This is a genomic window from Rhodococcus sp. 15-2388-1-1a, assembly GCF_002259145.1.
Classification (GTDB): domain Bacteria; phylum Actinomycetota; class Actinomycetes; order Mycobacteriales; family Mycobacteriaceae; genus Rhodococcoides.
In genome coordinates this window covers 24,490-44,232 of the sequence record NZ_NPFP01000046.1, presented here as the reverse complement: position 1 = coordinate 44,232, position 19,743 = coordinate 24,490, and the positions used below count along the sequence as shown (strand labels likewise).

Below are 19,743 nucleotides of genomic sequence, written 5' to 3'. Positions count from 1 at the left end.
GCGTCGGGGCCGGCATCGTCCGACGAGGAGTTCTAGGTGTGGCTCAGGCGCCGGTTGACCTCGCGAGTCAGCCATGCGGGCGAGAAGCGTGACCCGAGCGAGAGCGCCTTGGACGGCAAGCCGACCGGGAAATGCACCTTGTGCAACCGACGCTTCACCGGACGGGTCGCGTCGAAAATCGCGTCGGACACATCTTTCACGGTGAGCTTGATGCCCAGCGAGCTCGTGGTGCCCGTCGACACGCCCTGGGTCATCGCCGTCTGGACGAACAGCGGCCACATGGCCTTGACCGAGATGTCGTACTTGCTCCACTCGAGATCCAGCGCCTCGGTGATGCCGCGCACCGCGAACTTGGACGCACCGTAGGTCACCAGCTCGGGCTGACCGTAGATGGCGGACGCCGAGCACAAGTTGACGACCTGCGCGCCTGCGGTGTCCTTGAGGTACGGGAAAGCCGCGAGGGTGCCGTAGATGACGCCGTTGACGTTGATGTCGATCTGACGGCGATGTACCGAGAGCGGCATGTCCTCGAAGGCACCCGCGGCAAGAATTCCGGCGTTGTTGATCAGAATGTCGAGTCGACCGTCACCCTCTCCGACGAACTCCTTCAACCGGGTTTCCCACTGGTCGGAGTTGGTTACATCCAAGACGCCGGTAACTACGCGACCGCTGAGCGAGGCAGCTTCCTTGCCGAGCGATGCCAAGCCGGTCTCGTCGATGTCGTAGGCACCGACGAGGTAGCCGTTGGCTGCGAACTTGAGAGCAGTTGCGCGGCCGATACCTGCAGCTGCGCCTGAGATGAAGACAGTTGGTCGAGTCACATCGATCACCGTACATGTAACCCTACTTACCGGTAACCCCCTATCGTCGAATATCCAACAGCCGCTTTCGGCGGCGCAGGAGCACCGAAGTGAACAACGCGAGAATCGTGCGATCCGTCGTCGTGGTGACGATCGGCTACGCACTCGTACTGGCGATCTGGATCGGTTGGTTGATGGACCGCACCCCACCGGGGACGCTTCCGTACCAGCTGGCGGCCCTGGTCGCCGGGTTCGGCGCGGCTCTCGGTCTGGCCATGATGATCGCCGGACGACCGACGCGTGAGCAGAAGGAACTGATCGAGCACGGCGTGGAAGGGTGGGCGACGGTGGATGCCATCCGCCGCATCGACGACGACACCGCCGAGCTGGACCTGGAATTCACCGTGCCGGGCTCGAGCAGCTACTTCGGCAAGATCGTCTACGACATCCCCCGCTCGGACACCTCACGCTTCGAGCCGGGCACCGTCATCGCCGTTCGCGTCGACCCTGCCCACCGCGAGCGAGTACTGCTGCTACCCCGAAGCCAAGGCCTCGACGAGTAGGACCTGCGCCGCAAGGTAGGTCGACAGGACGACCGCTTCCGCGGCGCGGCGCTGTCGGTCGTCGGTCAGAAAGAGCCGCCTGAACACGATCAGCGCATCGGAGACGGTGAACAGAACGCCACCGATCACCAGCCTCGGATCGCCGCCGCGCGAGACGGAACGAGCAGACAGGGTCGACGTGGTCGCGAGCACTGCACCGTACGCGATCAGGGTCGACGCCACCGCGGGCTGACGCCTGGCGAGCAGCACCGACGCGGCCAGCCAGCCGGCGTACCGAGGAATCGCGTCGATCGGTGCCGGACGCGCACCCCTGCGAAACAGCAGATACGTATAGCTGCCCTGCATCACGGCGAACGCACGCGCGCCCCACTCCAGAGCGGAATCGTCGTCGGGGTCGATCAACAGCACATCGCCGACCGTGGCCGCCGCTAGACCCGCCAAGAGCACCCGATCTCGAGCTGGATCCAGCCCGGCGGCCAGTGCCGGGACCATCAGCGGCTTGGCCATGCGCTGCACGCGCATCGACCCTGTCCACGCGCCGACCACGGTCACCGCACCCGCTACCAGCGCAGCCGCACGAGCCCGCCGAACCCGCCGAACCCGACCGACAACCATTGCAAGGACCTCCACCGAAATCTCGTCACAGTCGACGTCACATGTGACGCTGACCCCTATCGCTTGATACTCGCAGGTCGCGTCGCCATCGTGGAAAGGTCGGTCGGATCATTTCGAGGCAGTGGGGACCATCATGCGCCGCAAACTCACCGGGCAGGACAGTTCGGGCCGCTCCGCCTTCGCCGGCCACCCCAACCCGTTGCTCCGCGACTGCGACGTACGCCAGGCACGCATCAAGCACTGGGTGACCGCGCTGCTGATCCTCATGATTCCGGTCTCGCTGTGGATCGGGGCCGCGGCCCACACTGATCAACAACAACGGCTCGAGGACCAGAAGAGTTCGATCCACCAGGTCACCGCGACCACGACGGCCGTAGCGGAATCCGCACCCGTTGCTTCGACCGAGTTCGGCTCGTCCGGCGCAGCTGCGACCGCCGTCGACGCACGGTGGGTTCATCGAGGCGTCGAGCACACCGGACGCGTCAGCGTCGACACCGGATCGCCTGCGGGCACCACCACGCAAATCTGGGTCGACAACAGCGGCAACTTGACCATGCGGCCACTGACCTCGTCGGACGTCGTGGCCGCGGCCATTTTCAACACCATCGGTAGCTGGGTGCTCGTGGCGTCCCTTCTCATCGGCTTCCATCACCTGATGCGCTTCCGCTACGACGGTCAGCGGGACGCCGAGTGGGACCGCGACATCGCCGATCTTCTGCGCCGGCACTGACCCGAGCCCCTGGTCAGCCGCATGGGCCATCGTGCGTTGCGATAGATAGTTAGTGTATGTAACAATAATCCGGTGAGTCACTCCGATGCAGACATCCGGGACCTCCTGTCGCAACTGGTCACCAGCTCGTCACGTTTCGTCCGGTTGGCCGCACGGTTCGGCAGCGACGAATGGCCGAGAGCGTGGATGCGAGCACTGTCGTTGCTCGAGGAATATCAGCCACTGCGCATCAGTACGTTCGCCGAGCTGGACCGCTGCTCCCAACCGTCGGCGACGGCGTTGCTCGCCAAGCTGAGCAAGAGCGGCCTCGTGACCCGAACCGCCGATCCCGACGATTCCCGTGCCGTCCTCATCGAGATGACCGACGCCGGCCACCGATGGCTCGCCGCGAGTCGACGCCACATCGTCGACGGACTGGTGCCGTACCTGTCCGACCGCGACCCGGAGCAGATACAGAAACTGACCGACGGACTGAGTGAGCTTCGCAGCATCCTCGAGCCTGTCGATCGCGGAATGAGAGGAACTTCTTCATGACCACCAGCACCTCCCCCGACAGCCTGCTGAAGCAACCGCGTGCGGTGTGGGCAGTCGCGTTCGCCAGCGTGATCGCGTTCATGGGCATCGGCCTGGTCGATCCCATCCTCAAGCCCATCGGTGAACAACTCGATGCCTCGCCGTCACAGGTGTCGTTGCTGTTCACCAGCTACATGCTCGTCACCGGCGTCGCGATGCTGATCACCGGAGTGGTGTCGAGCCGCTTCGGACCCAAGCGCACCCTGCTGGTGGGGCTGGCGATCATCGTCGTCTTCGCTGCGCTGGCAGGCACGTCCGGCTCGGTCGGTGAAATCATCGGTTTCCGCGCCGGCTGGGGACTGGGTAACGCCCTGTTCATCGCGACGGCGCTGTCGACCATCGTCGGTGCCGCATCGGGAGGTGTCGCTCGCGCGATCATCCTCTACGAGGCCGCACTGGGTATCGGTATCGCCACCGGCCCCCTCGTCGGTGGAGTTCTCGGCGGGTTCAGCTGGCGCGGACCGTTCTTCGGCGTCGCGGCGCTGATGGCCGTCGCATTCATCCTGCTCATCGTCATGCTCCCGGACACCCCGAAGCCCGCGCACACCACGTCGATCCTCGATCCGTTCCGCGCGCTTCGCCACCGCGGTCTGCTCACCGTCGGCATCACAGCACTGCTCTACAACTACGGATTCTTCACCCTCCTGGCGTACACCCCGTTCCCGTTGGACATGGGCACCTACTCCATCGGCTTCATCTTCTTCGGCTGGGGACTGTGCCTGGCGATCGCATCGGTGTTCATCGCACCGAAGCTGCAGCGGGCCTTCGGAACGCTGAACATGATGATGCTCGCGCTGCTGCTGTTCGCCCTCGATCTGGGCGTCATGGCGATGTTCACCGAGAACAAGACCGTCCTGATCGTGGGAACCGTCGTCGCCGGGTTGTTCCTCGGAGTCAACAACACGCTGATCACCGAGACAGTGATGATCTCGGCACCGGTCGAGCGGTCCACGGCATCGGCTGCGTACAGCTTCGTTCGATTCACCGGCGGGGCCGCAGCACCGTACCTGGCCGGAAAACTGGGCGAGTCGAACATGCACGTCCCGTTCTGGGTGGGTGCAGCCTGCACCGCCCTTGCCATCGTGGTTCTGGCAACCGGCCGGAAGGTGCTCGCTCACGTCGACGACCACGAACCTGCACCTCACAGCATCGACGAGGCTCGTGCGGTGACGGTCGGCGACTGAAATACGTTCACCCGACGGGTTTTTCGCGGCGGTCGAGATCTTCGGATCTCGACCGCCGTTTGCTGTCGAGAATCTCTCTCGTCACATGAGTCCCATCAGTAACACTTTCATAACCAATTCTCAGGTAAAGGCTTGAACGGTTCCCGAGACCGGCCGGTTGGTTTACGGTCACGTCAACACGGTTGTTCGTGTGACTCACCAACTACACCCGTTCCGCGTGGGAGGGCGGGTGCGCGCAGCACGATGCTGCCACTGACCGAAGGGCCACAATCTTCATGTCGCAGAAGTCGATCGCCAGGTCCAAGAAGGCGCGCCTCGCCGCTGCCGGGGCCGCCATGGCACTGTCCCTCTCCATCGCCGCACCGGGAATCGCCAGTGCGCAGGATCCGACACCCGAAAGCTCCTCAGTCGAGCAGCCGGCCACCGAGGGCGGCACCGAATCCGGAGCTCCCACCGCCGAGCAGGGCGCAACCGTCGAAGGATCGGCCACTGTCGACGGGCAGATCGACGCGCCTGCTCCGGCCGTCACCCCTGAAGACGCCGCAGCCGCGGCGGCCGCAGCCGTCCCAGCCCCCGAAGTACCGTCGGCCATCCGCCCGCTGCCCCAGGTCACCGGCGGCGTCGTCTTCAACGACGACGGCACCGCGACGGTCAACCTCGACGTCATCCCGCAGCTGTCCGACGCGGAGAAGCAGGCGATCGCCGACGCCGAGGCCGCAAGCAAGGCAGCGGTGGAAGCCACCGCAGCCGCCCAGGTTCGGCTCGAGACCGCCAAAGCAGCCGAGGCCACCGCGAGCACGGATGCCACCAAGGCCGAGGTCGCCGCCGCCGAGGCCGACGTCAAGGCCAAGACGGCCGCCGCGGAGGCCAAGGCCGCCGTAGTCGCCAGCACTGCCGCCAGTGCTGCGGTCACCGCAGCCAAGAACGACGCTGCCGAGCTGAAGACCACGGCCGACGAGGCCAAGGCCGCAGCGGACCAGGCCGCAGCCGACGCCGAGGCAGCAGAGAAGCTGGCCGTCGAGCTCGAGGCCGCAGCGGTATCGGGCGATCCCGAGGCCACCGCAGAAGCCGAGGCAGCTCGCGCCGATGCGAACGCCAAGGCCGAGCTCGCCGCCAGCGCCAAGGTCGAGGCCGATGCGTCGACCAAGGCCGTCGAGGATTCCGTCGCGGCACTGCAGGAGTCGTTCAAGAGCCTCAACCTCGCCAAGATCGCTGCTGCCACCAGGGCCGCAGCCGCCACCGCAGCGAAGTCGCTCGCACTGCACGTCGAAGCGCAGACGGCCGCTGCCGTAGCCGCGATGGCCGAGCAGAACGCTCTGAACCTCGAAGCTGCCGCCGAGGCCGCCGCGGGTGAGGAAACCGAATCCGAGAAGGCCGCAGCCGACGCCCGGGCCGCAGCGGACGCCGCCAAGGCCGACGCCGATGCCAAGGCCGACGCAGCCACCGCAGCCCAGGCCGCACTCGACGCTGCACCGTCCGATGCCGACATCGCAGCCCTCGAAAAGGCTGCAGCCGACGCCGCACAGGCCGTCGTGGATGCCAACGCAGCCGTCACGGCCGCCGACGCAGATCTGGCGACCAAGACCGAGGCAGCCGCTGCAGCCAAGACCAAGGCCACCGAGGCCGCGACTGCGCTGAAGACCGCACAGGACGAAGCAACGGCAGCGAAGGCCAACTCCGACGCCAAGGCCAAGGTCGAGGCCGATCTCAAGGCCGAGGCCGCCGAATTGGCCGCCAGCGGACCGAAGTTCGAGTGGACGATCAACCTCGGAAACACCGTCCGCGAGGACGTTCCGGTCACCGAGGTCGACGAGAACACCGTCGTCGTCGACAAGACCGGAGTCTCGCTGGTCGGTGTCAGGAACGAGGACGGGTCGTTCACCGTCGCGGATTATTTCACCACCGACGAGAACGGTGTCGTCAGCGTTGCCGGCGATCTGCCGCCGGTCGATCTCGCTCTCGGCGATTCCTCCGACGAGGCGTCGGGCGGATCGGACAGCTCGTCCAACACCCCGGCGATTCTGGCCGGAGTCGGCGTGGTCGTGGTCGCGGCAGCAGGCGGAGCCTTCTACCTGCGTCGCCGTAGCTCCACCGATGCCACCTCGTAACACCCGCTGGCTGTGGACGGCGATCCTGACCTTCGTTCTACTCGTATCAGGTTGTGCGAGTGACGAAGTCGGGATCGCCGCGCCCGATCGCTCGCCGGTGCAGTCACAGATCTCGGTGGCTGCACCGGCGAGCGACGTCGCTCCCGCTCAGCCGGAACACATCGAACTCCGGTCCTCGGACGGCACTACCTATCTGAGCAGTCCCATCCATCCCGACCCGCTCTACCGCGGCGGCGACAGTGGCCAGGTGCTGAACCCCGTCGACGAACTGCCCGCGTGGTGGGCCGAGAGCGGCATGCCGGGAACCTCGACCGAACAAACGGTAGTGGTTGCGGGACATAACTATTCGAAGCGTGATGCCCCGTTCAAGGCGTTGCGCGTGGTGACCCCGGGCGACACCGTCGTGTTGCGCACAGCGAGCGGCACCCTGCAGTACGCGGTCGAATCGGTCGGCCCTCTGCCGAAGGGATCCCTACTGGCGGACAACGAACTCCGACGCTCGGTGCCGGGGCGATTGATCCTCGCCAACTGCGACGTCCAAGGCGGCGAACCCACCGACGACAACTTCGTCGTCGTCGCGCAACTGGTTCGCTGATAGGCGCTTTCGCGACCGGGGCTACAAGCCGAGGTCTGCCAAGCCGAGGAGGGATCGATATTCAAGGTCCTCTGCGGCGATGACCCGATCGGCCCCGGTCGCCCGGTCCACCACCGTGGCCACTCCGACGACCGTCGCGCCCGCGTCGCGCAGAGCCTGCACGGCAGTGAGCGGAGAATTACCGGTGGTCGTCGTATCCTCCACCACCAGAACACGTTTGCCGACGATGTCCGGTCCCTCGATCTGACGTTGCATGCCGTGCGCCTTCGCTGCCTTGCGCACCACGAACGCATCGATCGGACGCCCCTCGGCATGCATGATCGACATCGCCACCGGATCTGCACCCATCGTCAGACCGCCGACCGACACGAAATCCCAGTCGGCAACCAGATCACGCATCAACGATCCGATCAGCGCACCCGCCCGATGATGCAGGGTCGCGCGACGCAGATCCACGTAGTAGTCGGCCTCCTTGCCCGACGACAAGGTGACCTTCCCGTGCACGACGGCAAGCTCTTTCACCAAATCGGCCAGTTCCTGCCGGTCCGAATTCGCGGCACTCTCGGCCATGTTCGGATTCCTCTCGTCGCACCACGGATCTTCGATAGGTCGGTACGAACTTACCCACCGACCCGCGCAACCGCTCTCGCCGGCTCCGATGCCGGAGCTCGGGGCGTTCCTGCCGCTAGGCAGCGACCTCGGCCGATGGCTGCTCGTCGAGCAGTTCCTTGGTCTCCACGAACGGTTCCGGTGCGGTCAACGAGCGAGACCTGGCGACGAGCGAGGACGGGAACGTGCCGATCGCCTGCGACAACCGGTACGCATTGTCGTTGTACACGCGCACAGCGCCCGCGATACGCCGCTCGGTGACGTTCAGTTCTCCGGCCGGGCCCTGGAACTCCCAATTGCCCAACACATTCTGACGCGCATCGGCGTCGGCCAGCACGGCATGGAACGCGGCGGACAACGCATTCTCGGCAGCGGCCTGCGCCTGCAGACCCAGGCTGCGATCGCGCACGGCCCTGGACCACGAACGCGCACCGCCGAGCTGACGCAGCACATCACCGGACAGCCCGGTGGCCTCCGCCGCGGCAATGAACGGGCCCAACTGCTCGTGCCGCCGATCGAGCTCGACATCGACCAGCCGCAGACTCTGTTCCGTCTGCACGCGGTACCGGCCGAGTCGACGCACCGTGACCACCACGTAGCCGACCAAGACAACGACACACAGGACCACGACTGCCACTACAACACCCGAAGAAACCGTCACGAGGTACGAATTTAGCCGCGTAAGCGCATCTGCGCCCGTAAACACGCCCGAACTTTCATCAGGGCTGATTGCGTCGGCGCTCCGAGTCGAACGGGATCGGACGCGACGCGGGCTGGCGCGGCACCGGACGCGACGGACTCGCCGAACGTGCAGCCTGCGGACCGGCCGCATCGGGCCTCGGCGGACGCGGCCTACGTCCCGACTCCTGCGGACGCGAATCGGGGGTGCGGGGCTCCTGAGTACGGGGCTCTTCAGTACGGGGTTCTCCAGCACGGGGCTCTGCTATCCGAGGAGGTCGAACCCGCGGCTCGGGACCCTTCGGTGCAGGCGTTCTCGGCTGGGCAACACGGGTCTCCGGGCTCGGCACCGCCTGGATGCGGGGCTCGGCCACTCGAGGCTGGGGATTCTGCGGCACGCGCGCTTGCTGGGTGTGCGCCTCCTGCACCAGCGGCCTACCCGGATCGCTTCGGTCACGGCCGGGGTCACCGGGTCGAGCGCCGTAGACCGCGCTTCCGCGAACCGGAGGCAGCACGTGCAACATGCCCGACAGTCGTGCGACCGCGTCGATCGCGGCATCCCAATCGCGGCCGGCACTGCTGAGCGGCAGAGATCCGAGCGTCCAGTCCTTCTCGCTCCACAGCAGCTGCAGATTCGCCGGGATGGACTCGGTGAACGCAGCCATCCGCTGGTCGCAGACACGGCGAGCGATATCGACGTCGGTGGCGAACACCACGCGCGGGCCGATGGAGCCGAGCAGTTCCATGTCCTCGTCGCGCGGCGGTGGCGTCGAGCGGGGCCGAAGGTCGATGTCGACATCGGAACCGACCGAGCGCTGCACGGCCACGATGGTGCCCGTCTCCTCGACGTCGAAGAGAACGAACTCCTCACCGCGCCGAACGCCGGTCACCACTCCGAGAGCCACGTCGAACTCGGGCTTCGACAGGGCAGCGCGAGAGAACCGAGTGACCAGTTCTCGATCGTGCGGTCGATACTCGTACCCCTGAGCCTTGGCCCACATCTGCCGTACACGTCCGGACTGATCTCGCTTGGACCTGTCGATGTAGAGCAGCGCCACTGCACCCATCAGTGCAATTGCCGCAAGGCCGAACCACATTGCCGTCATCGCGAACCACCTTAATCGACATCCACACCTTCGCCGCCCACCACCGCCGGGTCCTGTGAACGGTCCCTACGGCGACTCGCATCGCCTATGGGGTCATTCCGCAGGCTCCACTCCCGCCCCCTACAGGTCATTCCGCAGGCTCCACTCCCGCCCCCTACAGGTCATTCCGCAGGCTCCACTCCCGCGCCTATCCGCCGAGATTCGGCGTTTCGATGATGACGTTCGCGCGGATCGTTCCGTCCTCGACGGCCTCGCCCTGCACCACGACGAACGCACCGACGGTCAGCGACGCCAGGTCGCTGCCGGACAACGAGATTATCTGGGTCTGGGGTGTGGTCTGCACCGTCACCGGAGCGCCGTCGAGTCCGTCCAGCGTCAGAGTCGAACCGTCGTTGGCGCTGATCGTTCCCACCGACGAACCCAGCTGACCGAGAATCTCGGGAATTCCCCCTGGGATCAGCTCGGGCGTGGTGGCGGTGCCCGATTCGGTGGGCTGTGGCGCTGTCGTGGGCGCACTCGACGTGGGCGGCCTGATCGACGTCGACGTCGACGGACCGGTGGCAGTGGTGCTGGGCTCGTCGGATCCCCCGCTCAGGAAGGAAATTCCGAAGAACACGACGATGGCGAGGACGACGAGTCCGATCAGCGCCAGAACCCACGGCCTGGGCCCCTTGCTGCCGGAATCGGTCGCGTTCGGATCCCCGGTGGGCGGCGGAGCGCCGTACTCCGGCGGCTGCCCGAATTGCTGAGTGTGGCCGAATTGCTGAGTGTTGCCGTACTGCGGGGCCTGGCCGTACTGCGGGACCTGGCCGTACTGCGCAGTCTCGTAACCCGGGGGTTGACCGTACTGCTGGGTCTGGCCGTATGCCTGATTTGCCGCCGCCTGCTGCTCCGGGTCGTAGGGCGGGAATGCTTGCGTGGGCTGATAACCGGGCGGATAGGCCTGCGGGTTCGGGTTCTGACCCGCCTGTGTCGGATACTGCTCCGTCGGTTGCGAGCCGTCGGGATGCTGCTGGGCCCCGGGATACTGCTGGGCACCGGGGTACTGCTGTCCGTAGGCCTGCGTCGATTCTGCTGACTCCGGCCCGTCCGCCGCGTCCTGATCGCGTTCTCTGGGTGACCGCGGGTCGTCCGGATTCGTCATCCCACGAGCGTACCTACCCGGTACACCCCGGTTGAAGGCAAAACAGGCCCGCACGAGCAGTACTCGTGCGGGCCTGTGCGGGAAAAGACCGAGGCTAGCCCAGGATCAGGCGCTCTCCGTCAGGGCTGACACCGACCGACACCACATCGCCGTCGTGGACGTCGCCGGCGAGCAGCAGCTTCGCCAGTTGATCCCCGATGGCCTGCTGGATCAGTCGACGCAGCGGCCGCGCTCCGTACAACGGGTCGTAGCCGCGAACCGCGAGCCACATCTTCGCCGGTGACGACACGTCCAGCGTCAGTCGACGAGCCGCCAGACGCTTGGCGAGGAAGCCGAGCTGGATGTCGACGATCGACTCGAGCTGATCCTCGGACAACGCGTCGAACACCACCACGTCGTCGAGTCGGTTGACGAACTCGGGCTTGAACGACCGCCGCACCGCGTCCATCACCTGCTCCTTGGTACCGCCGGCACCGAGGTTGGAGGTGAGGATCAGGATCGTGTTGCGGAAGTCGACGGTCCGGCCCTGGCCGTCGGTGAGCCGGCCTTCGTCCAACACTGCGAGCAGGATGTCGAACACGTCGGGGTGCGCTTTCTCGACCTCGTCGAAGAGCACAACCGTGTACGGACGCCTACGCACGGCCTCGGTCAGCTGACCTCCGGCCTCGTAGCCGACGTAGCCCGGAGGTGCACCGACGAGCCGAGCGACGGCATGCTTCTCGCTGTACTCGCTCATGTCGATGCGCACCATCGCGCGTTCGTCGTCGAAGAGGAACTCCGCCAACGCTTTCGCCAGCTCGGTCTTACCGACACCGGTCGGTCCGAGGAACAGGAACGATCCCGTCGGACGGTTGGGATCGGCCACCCCGGCGCGGGAGCGTCGGACGGCGTCGGACACCGCTTGTACTGCATCCTTCTGCCCGACGACTCGCTTGCCGAGCTCGTCCTCCATGCGGAGCAGCTTCGCGGTCTCACCCTCGAGCATCCGGCCCGCCGGAATTCCGGTCCAGGCCGCGACGACGTCGGCGACGTCGTCCGGTCCCACCTCCTCCTTGAGCATGACGTCACCCTGAGCCGGCGAGTCCTCGGTCTTGGCTGCGAGCTCCTTCTCGAGAGTCGGGATGCGTCCGTAGCGCAGCTCGGCGGCCCGGCCCAGATCGCCGTCGCGTTCGGCGCGGTCGGATTCGCCCCGCAGGTTCTCGAGCTCCTCCTTCAGGACCCGCACCGAGTCGATGGCGTTCTTCTCGTTCTGCCAGCGGGTGCTGAGCCCGGCGAGCTTCTCCTGCAGATCGGCAAGTTCCTGGCGAAGCTTGTCGAGCCGAGCCTTCGACGCGTCGTCGGTCTCCTTCGCCAGGGCCATCTCCTCGATTTCGAGGCGACGGACGGCACGCTCGACCTCGTCGATCTCGACCGGGCGTGAGTCGATCTCCATGCGCAGCCGGGACGCGGCCTCGTCGACCAGGTCGATGGCCTTGTCCGGCAGGAACCGGGCGGTGATGTACCGATCACTGAGCGTGGCCGCAGCGACCAGGGCGGAGTCCGTGATCCGGACGCCGTGGTGCACCTCGTAGCGCTCCTTGAGTCCGCGCAGGATGCCGACGGTGTCCTCGACCGACGGCTCACCGACGTAGACCTGCTGGAAGCGTCGTTCGAGGGCGGCATCCTTCTCGATGTACTTGCGGTACTCCTCGAGGGTCGTCGCACCGACGAGGCGCAGTTCACCGCGGGCGAGCATCGGTTTGATCATGTTGCCCGCGTCCATCGCCGATTCACCGGTCGCACCTGCTCCGACGATGGTGTGCAGCTCGTCGATGAACGTGATGACCTGACCTGCAGAGTTCTTGATGTCGTCGAGCACGGCCTTGAGCCGCTCCTCGAACTCACCGCGGAACTTCGCGCCCGCGACCATCGAACCGAGGTCGAGGGAGACGACGGTCTTGCCGCGCAGGCTCTCCGGTACGTCACCGGCGATGACGCGTTGCGCGAGTCCTTCGACGATGGCCGTCTTGCCGACACCGGGTTCGCCGATGAGCACCGGGTTGTTCTTGGTGCGCCGTGAGAGAACCTGCACGACGCGCCTGATCTCGGTGTCGCGGCCGATGACGGGATCGAGCTTGCCTTCGCGGGCCAGCGCGGTCAGATCGGTGCTGTACTTCTCCAGCGCCTGGTAGGTGTTCTCGGGATCTGCGCTGGTGACCCGAGCACTGCCGCGAACGGCTTGGAAGGCGTCGCGCAGCTCGTTGGGTCCGGCTCCGTGACCGGTCAACAGCTTGCCGACGTCGTCGCTGCCGGTCGCCAGGCCCACCATGATGTGTTCGGTGGAGACGTACTCGTCGTCGAGTTCGGTGGCCAGATGCTGTGCGGCGGTGATCGCGGCGAGGGTTTCACGGCCGAGTTGCGGAGTGGTGGTCGAACCGGATGCCGAGGGCAGGCGGTCGACGAGGTTCTGCGCTTCTCGACGCACCGTTGCAGGGTCGACGCCGACGGCCTTCAGCAGTGGTGTGGCGATGCCGTCGGTCTGATCGAGCAACGCCACCAACAAATGTGCCGGACGAATGTCCGGGTTACCGGCCGCGGATGCGGCCTGCAGGGCAGCAGAGAGCGCCGCCTGCGACTTCGTGGTGGGAGTGAAACTGTCCACCGGTCACCTTCTTCCGAGAGTGGGATTCGAGACTGTCGCTGGGTACAACCATAGACAAGTTGAGTCTGTTCCGCTCAACCTTGTTCTTATCCACATTCGGCGAAATGCGGGATATCCTCGATCGGTCTACTTTGGTGACGGTCGACGGTGGCTGGGTCATCGGCAGTGATTCGGTGGGGTGGAGGTGGATCTATGCTCGACGCACGCACGATCTCCCTCGTTCGCACCGGATTCAAATCCGTCGTGGCCGCCCAGGACGGGCCGGCGCGGCTGTCCCGGTCCTTCTACGGCCATCTCTTCGCCGAGCATCCCGACTTCCGCACCCTGTTCCCGGCATCGATGGACGCGTTGCGTGAGCACTTCGTCATGGCCCTCGGCTACGTCTTCGAGCACCTCGACGAACCCGACCGCGTCGAGCCGTTCCTCGAGCAACTCGGCCGGGACCATCGCAAACACGGAATCTCCGGCGCACATTTCCGCGCGGGCAGCTCGGCTCTGATCAACGCGTTCCGCACCTTCGCCGGCAACGAGGTATGGACCGACGAAGTCGAGACGGCCTGGAACGACGCCCTCACCGTGGTGAGCAATGCGATGGCCGACGCCGCCGACAACGACGAACTGCCGCCGTTCTGGAGTGCCACCGTCGTAGAACATCAGCGCGTGCTCGACGACCTCGCGGTGGTGCGGTTGAAGACCGACGGCGAGATCCCGTACTTCCCCGGGCAATACGTCAGTGTGCAGATTCCGCAGCGGCCCAAGCTGTGGCGGTACCTGTCCCCTGCCATCCCCAGCAATCCGTACGGTGAGATCGAGTTCCATGTTCGACGCGTCTCCGGTGGCTGGGTGTCGCCGGCGATGGTCACCGAGACCGCCGTGGGTGATCGCTGGGCCATCAGTCCACCGCTGGGCGGGATGCACGTCGATCGCGCGATCCGCGAGGACGTGCTGATGATCGCGGGTGGCACCGGCTTGGCCCCGCTGCGCGCGCAGGTGATGGAGATGGCGCAGCGCAGCAACAATCCGCGGGTGCACCTGTTCGTCAGCGGAACGTATCCGTGCGATCTCTACGATCTGGACACTCTGTGGCAGTTGTCGCTGTCGAATCCGTGGCTGACGGTGGTTCCGGTGACCGAGGAACTCGAGAATCCGTGGTGGTATTCGGGCACACCTCGCGAACTACCGTGGGGAATGCACCACCGTCTGCACGGCGCGGTGGGCAAGGTCGTCACTCGATTCGGTTCGTGGGCCGATCGGCAGATTCAGATCTGCGGGTCACCGTCGATGGTGCGCACGACGATCTACGCCCTCCGCAGGGTCGGCACGCCGATGGAGCACATTCAGCACGACCCGTTCTGAAAAGCCCTGCGCCGCAAGCCCTCAGCCGGACAGCGACTTCGGCGGCATGTCCTCGACCACTCCGCCGGCCACCAGTCGCGGCGTCCAGGTCTCGGTCACCAGTCGACCGTCTCCGGTGATGATCGCATCGGGGTCGGGGTCGATCAGGATCGGATATCCGGTGTCGGCGGTGGCCTCGACGTTCTGTACCAGGAGGCCGTTCTCGATGGTGTAGTGCACGCGAACCGGTTGCAGGTCGGAGTCGAAAGCCCAAGGGCGGCCGATGAATATCACTGCAGCGCCCACATCGTCGAGTACCGACACCGAGCCGTCGCGCTCGAGCCGCAGGCTCCACCGGGGCGGCATGGACGTCGAGAACTCGAATCTGTGCGGTGCTCGCGCGTCGAGCAGGTGGATCATCAACAGCGCGCCGTCCCGAGGATCTCGTTGCGGCACAATGACTTCGAACGATCCACATTCGTAGAACCTGGACCCGAACGGCCCCGGGATGCCTGCGCCGAGATGGTCTGCGATGGCGAGTCCGAGTCGAACGAACCCGGAGCCGTCCTCGGCCCGGAGCGTGATTCCCTCGGACGGGTGCGGCGTGGGCGACTCGTCCCGCGGCGCGTAGGACAGCACTGCGCGAAGCAGTGGCTCGACCACCTCCGCGTCACCGTCTCGTGAATCGAACGTTCGCCGTCGACGATCGGTCATCTCCACCCCCTCCGCCTGGCAAGACAGTCTGCCACCGAGGCTCTGATCACGTGTCCGATTCTACGGAAAACCATTCGATCGATCCGGTGTCCGAGGCACCGGGCTGCCCGGACTCGCGCCAGCACGTCGCCCGACGCATGAAACCGATCAGTACGATTTTCGACGAATTTCTGCAGGTCAGCCATGGTTCGCCGGATCCGCGGCAGCGGCTACTATGAGCCGGTTCGGTCCGCGGCGGACCGATCTGCCCGGGTGGGCAGCGGCTGTATCAGGAAGGCACACACATCCCCGATGTCCGCTGATTTCGCCGCACGCCTGAACCATCTGTTCTCCACGATCCACCCGACCGGACGCAAGCCGCACACCAATGCCGAGGTCGCCGACGCTCTCGCCCTGCGCGGGCACCAGATCTCCAAGCCGTACATCTCGCAATTGCGGTCGGGGCAGCGCGCCAATCCCTCTGCGGACACCGTGGCGGCACTGGCCACGTTCTTCAAGGTCAAGCCCGACTACTTCTTCGACGACATCTACGCGGCCAAGGTCGATCACGACCTCGAACTGCTCACCCAGCTGCAGGGATACGGCCTACGCCGCCTGTCCGCCCGGGCATTCGACCTGTCGGAGGAATCCCAGAACCTGCTCAGCTCGATGGCCGAGAAGCTCCGCGTGAGCGAAGGACTCCCCGCGGTGCCGCCGGACAGCACCCACTAGGACCCGGCCTTCGCCGCTGATTTGGGTCGTTCCGCAGGCTCCACTCCCGCCGCCGCAATCCTCGCCTGCACCTCCGGACGCCGCAGTGGCGGCACCGTGGGCGGTGGCTGACGCCGCTCCGGAAGCGCATCGAGGAGCCGGTGCGTCGTTGCCGTCACCTCGGCGACGGCACGCTCGAACGCGTCACGGGTGGCGTCGGACGTCTTCTGCACGCCGCTGATCTTGCGGACGTACTGACGCGCGGCCGCTTCGATCTCCTCGTCGGTGGCGTGGGGTTCCAAGCCTCGCAGGGTGGTGATGTTTCGGCACATGCGTCGACGATAACCCCGCAGCTCACACCTCGAGAAGGCCTGCAACGGCACGAAGACACAGCGCACGGACCTGTTCCCGGTCGAGAGTTCTGCGCTCGACCCAGTCCAGGCACACCGCTCGCACGAAGGCCACCCACCCGCGCAATGCGGTGCGGACCATGTCGTCGTCGCGAAATCTCTCGGGCAGAGCAGCCAGGATCCGCTCCTGCTGAATCTCGAACTCGCGCGTGAGGATGTCGTCGATCCGTCGGTCTCCCAGCAGGGACCCGCGGTTGACGGCTCGAATGCCGTGCGCGTGCTCGTCGGCGTAGGAGATGTAGGCCTCGAGCCCGGCGGCGATCTGCTCGAGGACCGGAAGCAAGGTGTCCGGTGCGGTGAGGTCGAGGTTCCGCTCGGACTCGGTGCGCACGATCTCGACGAAGAACTCCCGCTTGGACGGGAAGTAGTGGTACATCAGCCCGCGTGAGACGCCCGCCAGATCGGCGACCTCTTCGATCCACACGTCCTCGTAGGGCCGCTCGGCGAACAGTGCCGAGCCGATCTCGAGGAGTTGCGCACGCCGTTGCGCCGGCGTCATCCGCTTGCGAGGTGTGGTCATGGGCCTCGAACTTTACTTGACACGAGTTCAACAGTGAGTACGGTCACTATTGGACACCGATTCAACAAGCCGAACGATGGAGTGGCGATGTCGACAGAGTTCGCGGTACGAAACGGCGCTCTACCGCATCCCCCGTACCGAGTTCCCGTGCTCGGCGACATCGTCGGCGTCGACCCGCGCACCCCGGTCCAGGATTCGACCGCCATGGCCGGCCGCCTCGGCCCGATGTTCGAGCGGAACATCCTCGGTCGACGCTTCGTCTTCGCCTCCGGTGCCGACGTGGTGGGCGAACTGTGCGATGAGAAGCGGTTCGAGAAGTTTCTGCCTCCCGGCGTCGAGAATCTGCGCGACATCGGGGCCGACGGGCTGTTCACCGCCTACAACCACGAACCGAACTGGCAACGGGCCCACGATCTGTTGCGTCCGGCCTTCACCGCCGGTGCCATGCGCGGCTATCACGAGATCATGGTCGACGTCGCCGACGATCTGGTTCGGCACTGGGAAGACCGCGCACGCGCCGGCGCAACCACCGACGTGTCCTCGGACATGACGAAGCTGACGCTCGAGACCATCGGTCGCACCGGATTCAGTTACAGCTTCGGCTCGTTCGAGCGAACCGAGCCGCATCCGTTCGTCTCGGCCATGGTCGGTGCCCTGACCTACAACCAGAGGCGGGCACTGCTGAAGATCCCCGCGTTCGCCAAGCCCCTGTTCGCCCGGTCCGACCGCGAATACGCACACAACAAGCAGTACCTGGCCGACGTCCTTGCAGATGTCGTCCGGACCAGGCGCCGGTCCACCGAAGACTTCGCCGACCTGCTGCAGATCATGATGGACGCGGCACGTGAGGTGGACAATCCGAATGCATTGAGCGAAGCCAACATCGGCTATCAGATCCTGACGTTCCTGATCGCCGGACACGAGACCACCTCCGGTGCACTGTCGTTCGCGCTGTACTACCTGGCGACACATCCGGAGGTCTTCGAGCGGGCCCGCGCCGAGGTCGACGAGGTCTGGGGTGCGGGTGAGCCCGAGTTCGGGCAGGTCCCCAAGCTGCGGTACGTCCGCCGAGTCCTCGACGAATCGCTGCGCCTGTGGCCGACGGTTCCCGCGTTCGGCCGGGGAGCACGGACGGAGACCATCGTCGGCGACGGCTACCGAATGGCGGCCGGGGACTGGGCGATCGTGCTGGTGACGGCCCTGCATCGCGATCCGGTGTGGGGCGATCGCCCCGACGAGTTCGACCCGGACAACTTTCTACCCGACCGCATCAAAGCCAGACCGGCCCATGCCTACAAGCCATTCGGCACCGGCGAACGCGCCTGCATCGGAAGGCAATTCGCCATTCACGAGGCGGTCCTGGTCCTCGGAACGATTCTCCAGCGTTTCGATCTGCGAGCCGACCCGTCGTACCGCCTGCGGGTCGAGGAGCGACTGACCATGATGCCCACCGGCTTTCGGGTGCAACCGACGACACGACGGTAGTCAGTCCGGCAACAGCGGAACAGAGATTCCCGGATCGCGACCGAGCAGCACCCCGCGAGTGAGCGAGGTAGATCCGAATTTCTTGTGCACCCCGTCGAGCGCGCGGTCGAGAGCCGATGCCTCCGGCGGCGTCCGTACCGACGGTGCGTCGAACTGCAATTCGAGTTGTTCCGCGCCGCCCTTGTCGATACTCGAAACGGTGACACCGACGAGGGTGATGCCCTTCTCCGAGATCAGCGGAGCCGCGTCGCGCAGCAATTCGAGTGCGGCGTCGAGAATATCCCTGGTATCGGCGGTGGCGCGATCGAGCGTGTGCGATCTGGTGGCGCGAGTGAAATCGGCAAAACGTAAGCGCAACATCACGGTTCGACCGGTTCGCTCCGCTGCGCGCATCCGGTGCGTGACGCGATCGACGAGCCCGATCAACGAGGCCTCCACCTCGGCTGCGTCGTGCCTGCCGCGGCCGAGTGCCCGCTGTGCGCCGATGGAACTGCGCGACTTCCCGGGCTGGACGCGTCGCGGATCTCGGCCCATGGCCAGCGCGTACAGATGAGCACCCGCACCCTTGCCCAGCACCGAGGCCAACGAACGCTCGCCGTAGGCCGCGATGTCGCCGACGGTCCTGATGTCGAGTACGTGCAGCTTCTCGGCGGTCACTTTGCCGACACCCCAGAGCCTTTCGATGTTCAGCGGATGCAGGAACTCGAGTTCGCCGCCGGGCGGCACGAGCAGTAGGCCGTCGGGCTTGGCGAAAGCACTGGCCACCTTCGCCAGAAACTTGGTGGTGGCGATCCCGACGGTGATGGGCAGCCCTACCTGTTCGGCGACCTCCTGCCGCAGACGTTGTCCGATCTCCGTGGCACTGCCCGCAATCTTCTGCAACCCGCCGACGTCGAGAAACGCCTCGTCGATGGAGATGCCCTCCACCAGCGGGGTGGTGTCGTGGAAGACGTCGAACACGTCCTTGCTCGCCTGCGAGTACGCCTCCATGCGCGGCGGGACCACGATGGCCTGCGGACACACCGCGCGTGCCTGCCCGCCGCTCATCGCCGTACGCACCCCGAAGGCCTTGGCCTCGTAGCTGGCGGCGAGCACCACTCCCCCGCCGACGATCACCGGCTTACCGCGCAGCCGCGGATCGTCACGCTGCTCCACCGAGGCATAGAAGGAGTCCAGGTCGGCGTGCATGATGCTCGCCACGGTTCTGCCGGTGGACTCCACCGTTCCATGCTTGCACAGGCCA

General features: G+C 65.8%; 20 protein-coding genes. 9 read left to right on the top strand and 11 right to left on the bottom strand.

Translation table 11 applies throughout. The annotated features are described in order from the left end of the window. Positions 1-32: 32 nt before the first annotated feature. On the bottom strand, positions 33-821 hold the full coding sequence (locus CH302_RS25000) for an SDR family oxidoreductase (protein ID WP_037190514.1): 789 nt from the start codon (positions 819-821) through the stop codon (positions 33-35). 89 nt (positions 822-910) lie between these two features. On the opposite strand from CH302_RS25000, the gene CH302_RS24995 reads away from it, so the two are divergent. Next, on the top strand, positions 911-1,363 hold the full coding sequence (locus CH302_RS24995; protein WP_037190461.1) for a hypothetical protein: 453 nt from the start codon (positions 911-913) through the stop codon (positions 1,361-1,363). Here CH302_RS24995 and CH302_RS24990 read toward each other — a convergent pair. Continuing rightward, positions 1,334-1,978, bottom strand: a complete 645-nt coding sequence (locus CH302_RS24990) for a lysoplasmalogenase (protein ID WP_037190462.1) — start codon at positions 1,976-1,978, stop codon at positions 1,334-1,336. The genes CH302_RS24995 and CH302_RS24990 overlap by 30 nt on opposite strands. A 133-nt stretch (positions 1,979-2,111) precedes the next feature. Here CH302_RS24990 and CH302_RS24985 point away from each other — a divergent pair, with 133 nt between their 5' ends. The 5 genes from CH302_RS24985 to CH302_RS24965 all read left to right on the top strand — a co-directional run bounded on the left by CH302_RS24985 (position 2,112) and on the right by CH302_RS24965 (position 7,168). Then, positions 2,112-2,708, top strand: coding sequence for an Rv1733c family protein (locus tag CH302_RS24985; RefSeq protein WP_141216728.1), 597 nt, complete (start codon positions 2,112-2,114; stop codon positions 2,706-2,708). A gap of 72 nt (positions 2,709-2,780) precedes the next feature. Further along, on the top strand, positions 2,781-3,242 hold the full coding sequence (locus tag CH302_RS24980; RefSeq protein WP_037190464.1) for a MarR family winged helix-turn-helix transcriptional regulator: 462 nt from the start codon (positions 2,781-2,783) through the stop codon (positions 3,240-3,242). Continuing rightward, positions 3,239-4,465, top strand: coding sequence for an MFS transporter (locus tag CH302_RS24975; protein ID WP_037190466.1), 1,227 nt, complete (start codon positions 3,239-3,241; stop codon positions 4,463-4,465). The genes CH302_RS24980 and CH302_RS24975 overlap by 4 nt, the downstream gene beginning before the upstream one ends. A gap of 275 nt (positions 4,466-4,740) precedes the next feature. Continuing rightward, complete coding sequence (locus tag CH302_RS30815) at positions 4,741-6,573, top strand: hypothetical protein (protein ID WP_037190468.1); 1,833 nt, start codon at positions 4,741-4,743, stop codon at positions 6,571-6,573. Beyond that, the gene (locus CH302_RS24965; RefSeq protein ID WP_037190470.1) at positions 6,560-7,168 is read left to right on the top strand and encodes a class F sortase; all 609 of its coding nucleotides are present in this window, start codon (positions 6,560-6,562) and stop codon (positions 7,166-7,168) included. The genes CH302_RS30815 and CH302_RS24965 overlap by 14 nt, the downstream gene beginning before the upstream one ends. Positions 7,169-7,189: 21 nt before the next feature. Here the strand turns inward: CH302_RS24965 and pyrE are convergent, their stop codons facing one another. The 5 genes from pyrE to clpB all read right to left on the bottom strand — a co-directional run bounded on the left by pyrE (position 7,190) and on the right by clpB (position 13,346). Beyond that, a complete protein-coding gene (gene pyrE / locus CH302_RS24960) occupies positions 7,190-7,738 on the bottom strand; it encodes an orotate phosphoribosyltransferase (RefSeq protein ID WP_037190472.1) in 549 nt (182 codons plus the stop codon). Positions 7,739-7,853: 115 nt separating this feature from the next. Further along, a complete protein-coding gene (locus CH302_RS24955; protein WP_037190473.1) occupies positions 7,854-8,414 on the bottom strand; it encodes a LemA family protein in 561 nt (186 codons plus the stop codon). A gap of 82 nt (positions 8,415-8,496) precedes the next feature. Beyond that, positions 8,497-9,561 (bottom strand): hypothetical protein, encoded by a 1,065-nt coding sequence (locus CH302_RS24950; RefSeq protein WP_052047625.1) that lies wholly within the window; start codon positions 9,559-9,561, stop codon positions 8,497-8,499. Positions 9,562-9,748: 187 nt separating this feature from the next. Continuing rightward, positions 9,749-10,705 carry a DUF5666 domain-containing protein gene (locus CH302_RS24945; protein ID WP_037190474.1) on the bottom strand — a complete coding sequence of 319 codons (957 nt, stop codon included), beginning with the start codon at positions 10,703-10,705 and terminating at the stop codon, positions 9,749-9,751. A gap of 94 nt (positions 10,706-10,799) precedes the next feature. Then, positions 10,800-13,346, bottom strand: coding sequence for an ATP-dependent chaperone ClpB (clpB, locus tag CH302_RS24940; RefSeq protein ID WP_037190475.1), 2,547 nt, complete (start codon positions 13,344-13,346; stop codon positions 10,800-10,802). A gap of 192 nt (positions 13,347-13,538) precedes the next feature. Here clpB and CH302_RS24935 point away from each other — a divergent pair, with 192 nt between their 5' ends. Beyond that, positions 13,539-14,702, top strand: a complete 1,164-nt coding sequence (locus CH302_RS24935; RefSeq protein ID WP_037190476.1) for a globin domain-containing protein — start codon at positions 13,539-13,541, stop codon at positions 14,700-14,702. A gap of 21 nt (positions 14,703-14,723) precedes the next feature. Here CH302_RS24935 and CH302_RS24930 read toward each other — a convergent pair whose 3' ends face one another. Then, complete coding sequence (locus tag CH302_RS24930; RefSeq protein WP_141216727.1) at positions 14,724-15,395, bottom strand: hypothetical protein; 672 nt, start codon at positions 15,393-15,395, stop codon at positions 14,724-14,726. Between the two features lie 291 nt (positions 15,396-15,686). Between CH302_RS24930 and CH302_RS24925 the strand changes: the two genes are divergently transcribed. Beyond that, positions 15,687-16,106, top strand: a complete 420-nt coding sequence (locus CH302_RS24925; RefSeq protein ID WP_037190519.1) for a helix-turn-helix domain-containing protein — start codon at positions 15,687-15,689, stop codon at positions 16,104-16,106. On the opposite strand, the gene CH302_RS24920 is transcribed toward CH302_RS24925, so the two are convergent. Together CH302_RS24920 and CH302_RS24915 are read right to left on the bottom strand one after the other, a co-directional pair. Next, a complete protein-coding gene (locus CH302_RS24920; protein ID WP_037190478.1) occupies positions 16,103-16,417 on the bottom strand; it encodes a DUF2277 domain-containing protein in 315 nt (104 codons plus the stop codon). The two genes, CH302_RS24925 and CH302_RS24920, sit on opposite strands and share 4 nt — an antisense overlap. A gap of 22 nt (positions 16,418-16,439) precedes the next feature. Then, positions 16,440-17,015 carry a TetR/AcrR family transcriptional regulator gene (locus CH302_RS24915; RefSeq protein WP_037190479.1) on the bottom strand — a complete coding sequence of 192 codons (576 nt, stop codon included), beginning with the start codon at positions 17,013-17,015 and terminating at the stop codon, positions 16,440-16,442. An 87-nt stretch (positions 17,016-17,102) separates the two neighbouring features. Between CH302_RS24915 and CH302_RS24910 the strand changes: the two genes are divergently transcribed. Continuing rightward, positions 17,103-18,500: a cytochrome P450 gene (locus CH302_RS24910; RefSeq protein ID WP_037190521.1), complete on the top strand. Its 1,398-nt coding sequence runs from the start codon at positions 17,103-17,105 to the stop codon at positions 18,498-18,500. Here CH302_RS24910 and dinB read toward each other — a convergent pair whose 3' ends face one another. Then, the gene (gene dinB / locus CH302_RS24905) at positions 18,501-19,721 is read right to left on the bottom strand and encodes a DNA polymerase IV (RefSeq protein WP_255138962.1); all 1,221 of its coding nucleotides are present in this window, start codon (positions 19,719-19,721) and stop codon (positions 18,501-18,503) included. Positions 19,722-19,743: the final 22 nt, after the last annotated feature.

Coding starts and splice junctions, on each gene's coding strand:
- CH302_RS24990 (WP_037190462.1), bottom strand. CDS start 1,978: ATGGTTGTCGGTCGGGTTCGGCGGGTTCGGCGGGCTCGTGCGGCTGCG.
- CH302_RS24985 (WP_141216728.1), top strand. CDS start 2,112: ATGCGCCGCAAACTCACCGGGCAGGACAGTTCGGGCCGCTCCGCCTTC.
- CH302_RS24975 (WP_037190466.1), top strand. CDS start 3,239: ATGACCACCAGCACCTCCCCCGACAGCCTGCTGAAGCAACCGCGTGCG.
- CH302_RS30815 (WP_037190468.1), top strand. CDS start 4,741: ATGTCGCAGAAGTCGATCGCCAGGTCCAAGAAGGCGCGCCTCGCCGCT.
- CH302_RS24965 (WP_037190470.1), top strand. CDS start 6,560: ATGCCACCTCGTAACACCCGCTGGCTGTGGACGGCGATCCTGACCTTC.
- pyrE (WP_037190472.1), bottom strand. CDS start 7,738: ATGGCCGAGAGTGCCGCGAATTCGGACCGGCAGGAACTGGCCGATTTG.
- CH302_RS24950 (WP_052047625.1), bottom strand. CDS start 9,561: ATGACGGCAATGTGGTTCGGCCTTGCGGCAATTGCACTGATGGGTGCA.
- CH302_RS24945 (WP_037190474.1), bottom strand. CDS start 10,705: ATGACGAATCCGGACGACCCGCGGTCACCCAGAGAACGCGATCAGGAC.
- CH302_RS24935 (WP_037190476.1), top strand. CDS start 13,539: ATGCTCGACGCACGCACGATCTCCCTCGTTCGCACCGGATTCAAATCC.
- CH302_RS24930 (WP_141216727.1), bottom strand. CDS start 15,395: ATGACCGATCGTCGACGGCGAACGTTCGATTCACGAGACGGTGACGCG.
- CH302_RS24925 (WP_037190519.1), top strand. CDS start 15,687: ATGTCCGCTGATTTCGCCGCACGCCTGAACCATCTGTTCTCCACGATC.
- CH302_RS24920 (WP_037190478.1), bottom strand. CDS start 16,417: ATGTGCCGAAACATCACCACCCTGCGAGGCTTGGAACCCCACGCCACC.
- CH302_RS24915 (WP_037190479.1), bottom strand. CDS start 17,015: ATGACCACACCTCGCAAGCGGATGACGCCGGCGCAACGGCGTGCGCAA.
- CH302_RS24910 (WP_037190521.1), top strand. CDS start 17,103: ATGTCGACAGAGTTCGCGGTACGAAACGGCGCTCTACCGCATCCCCCG.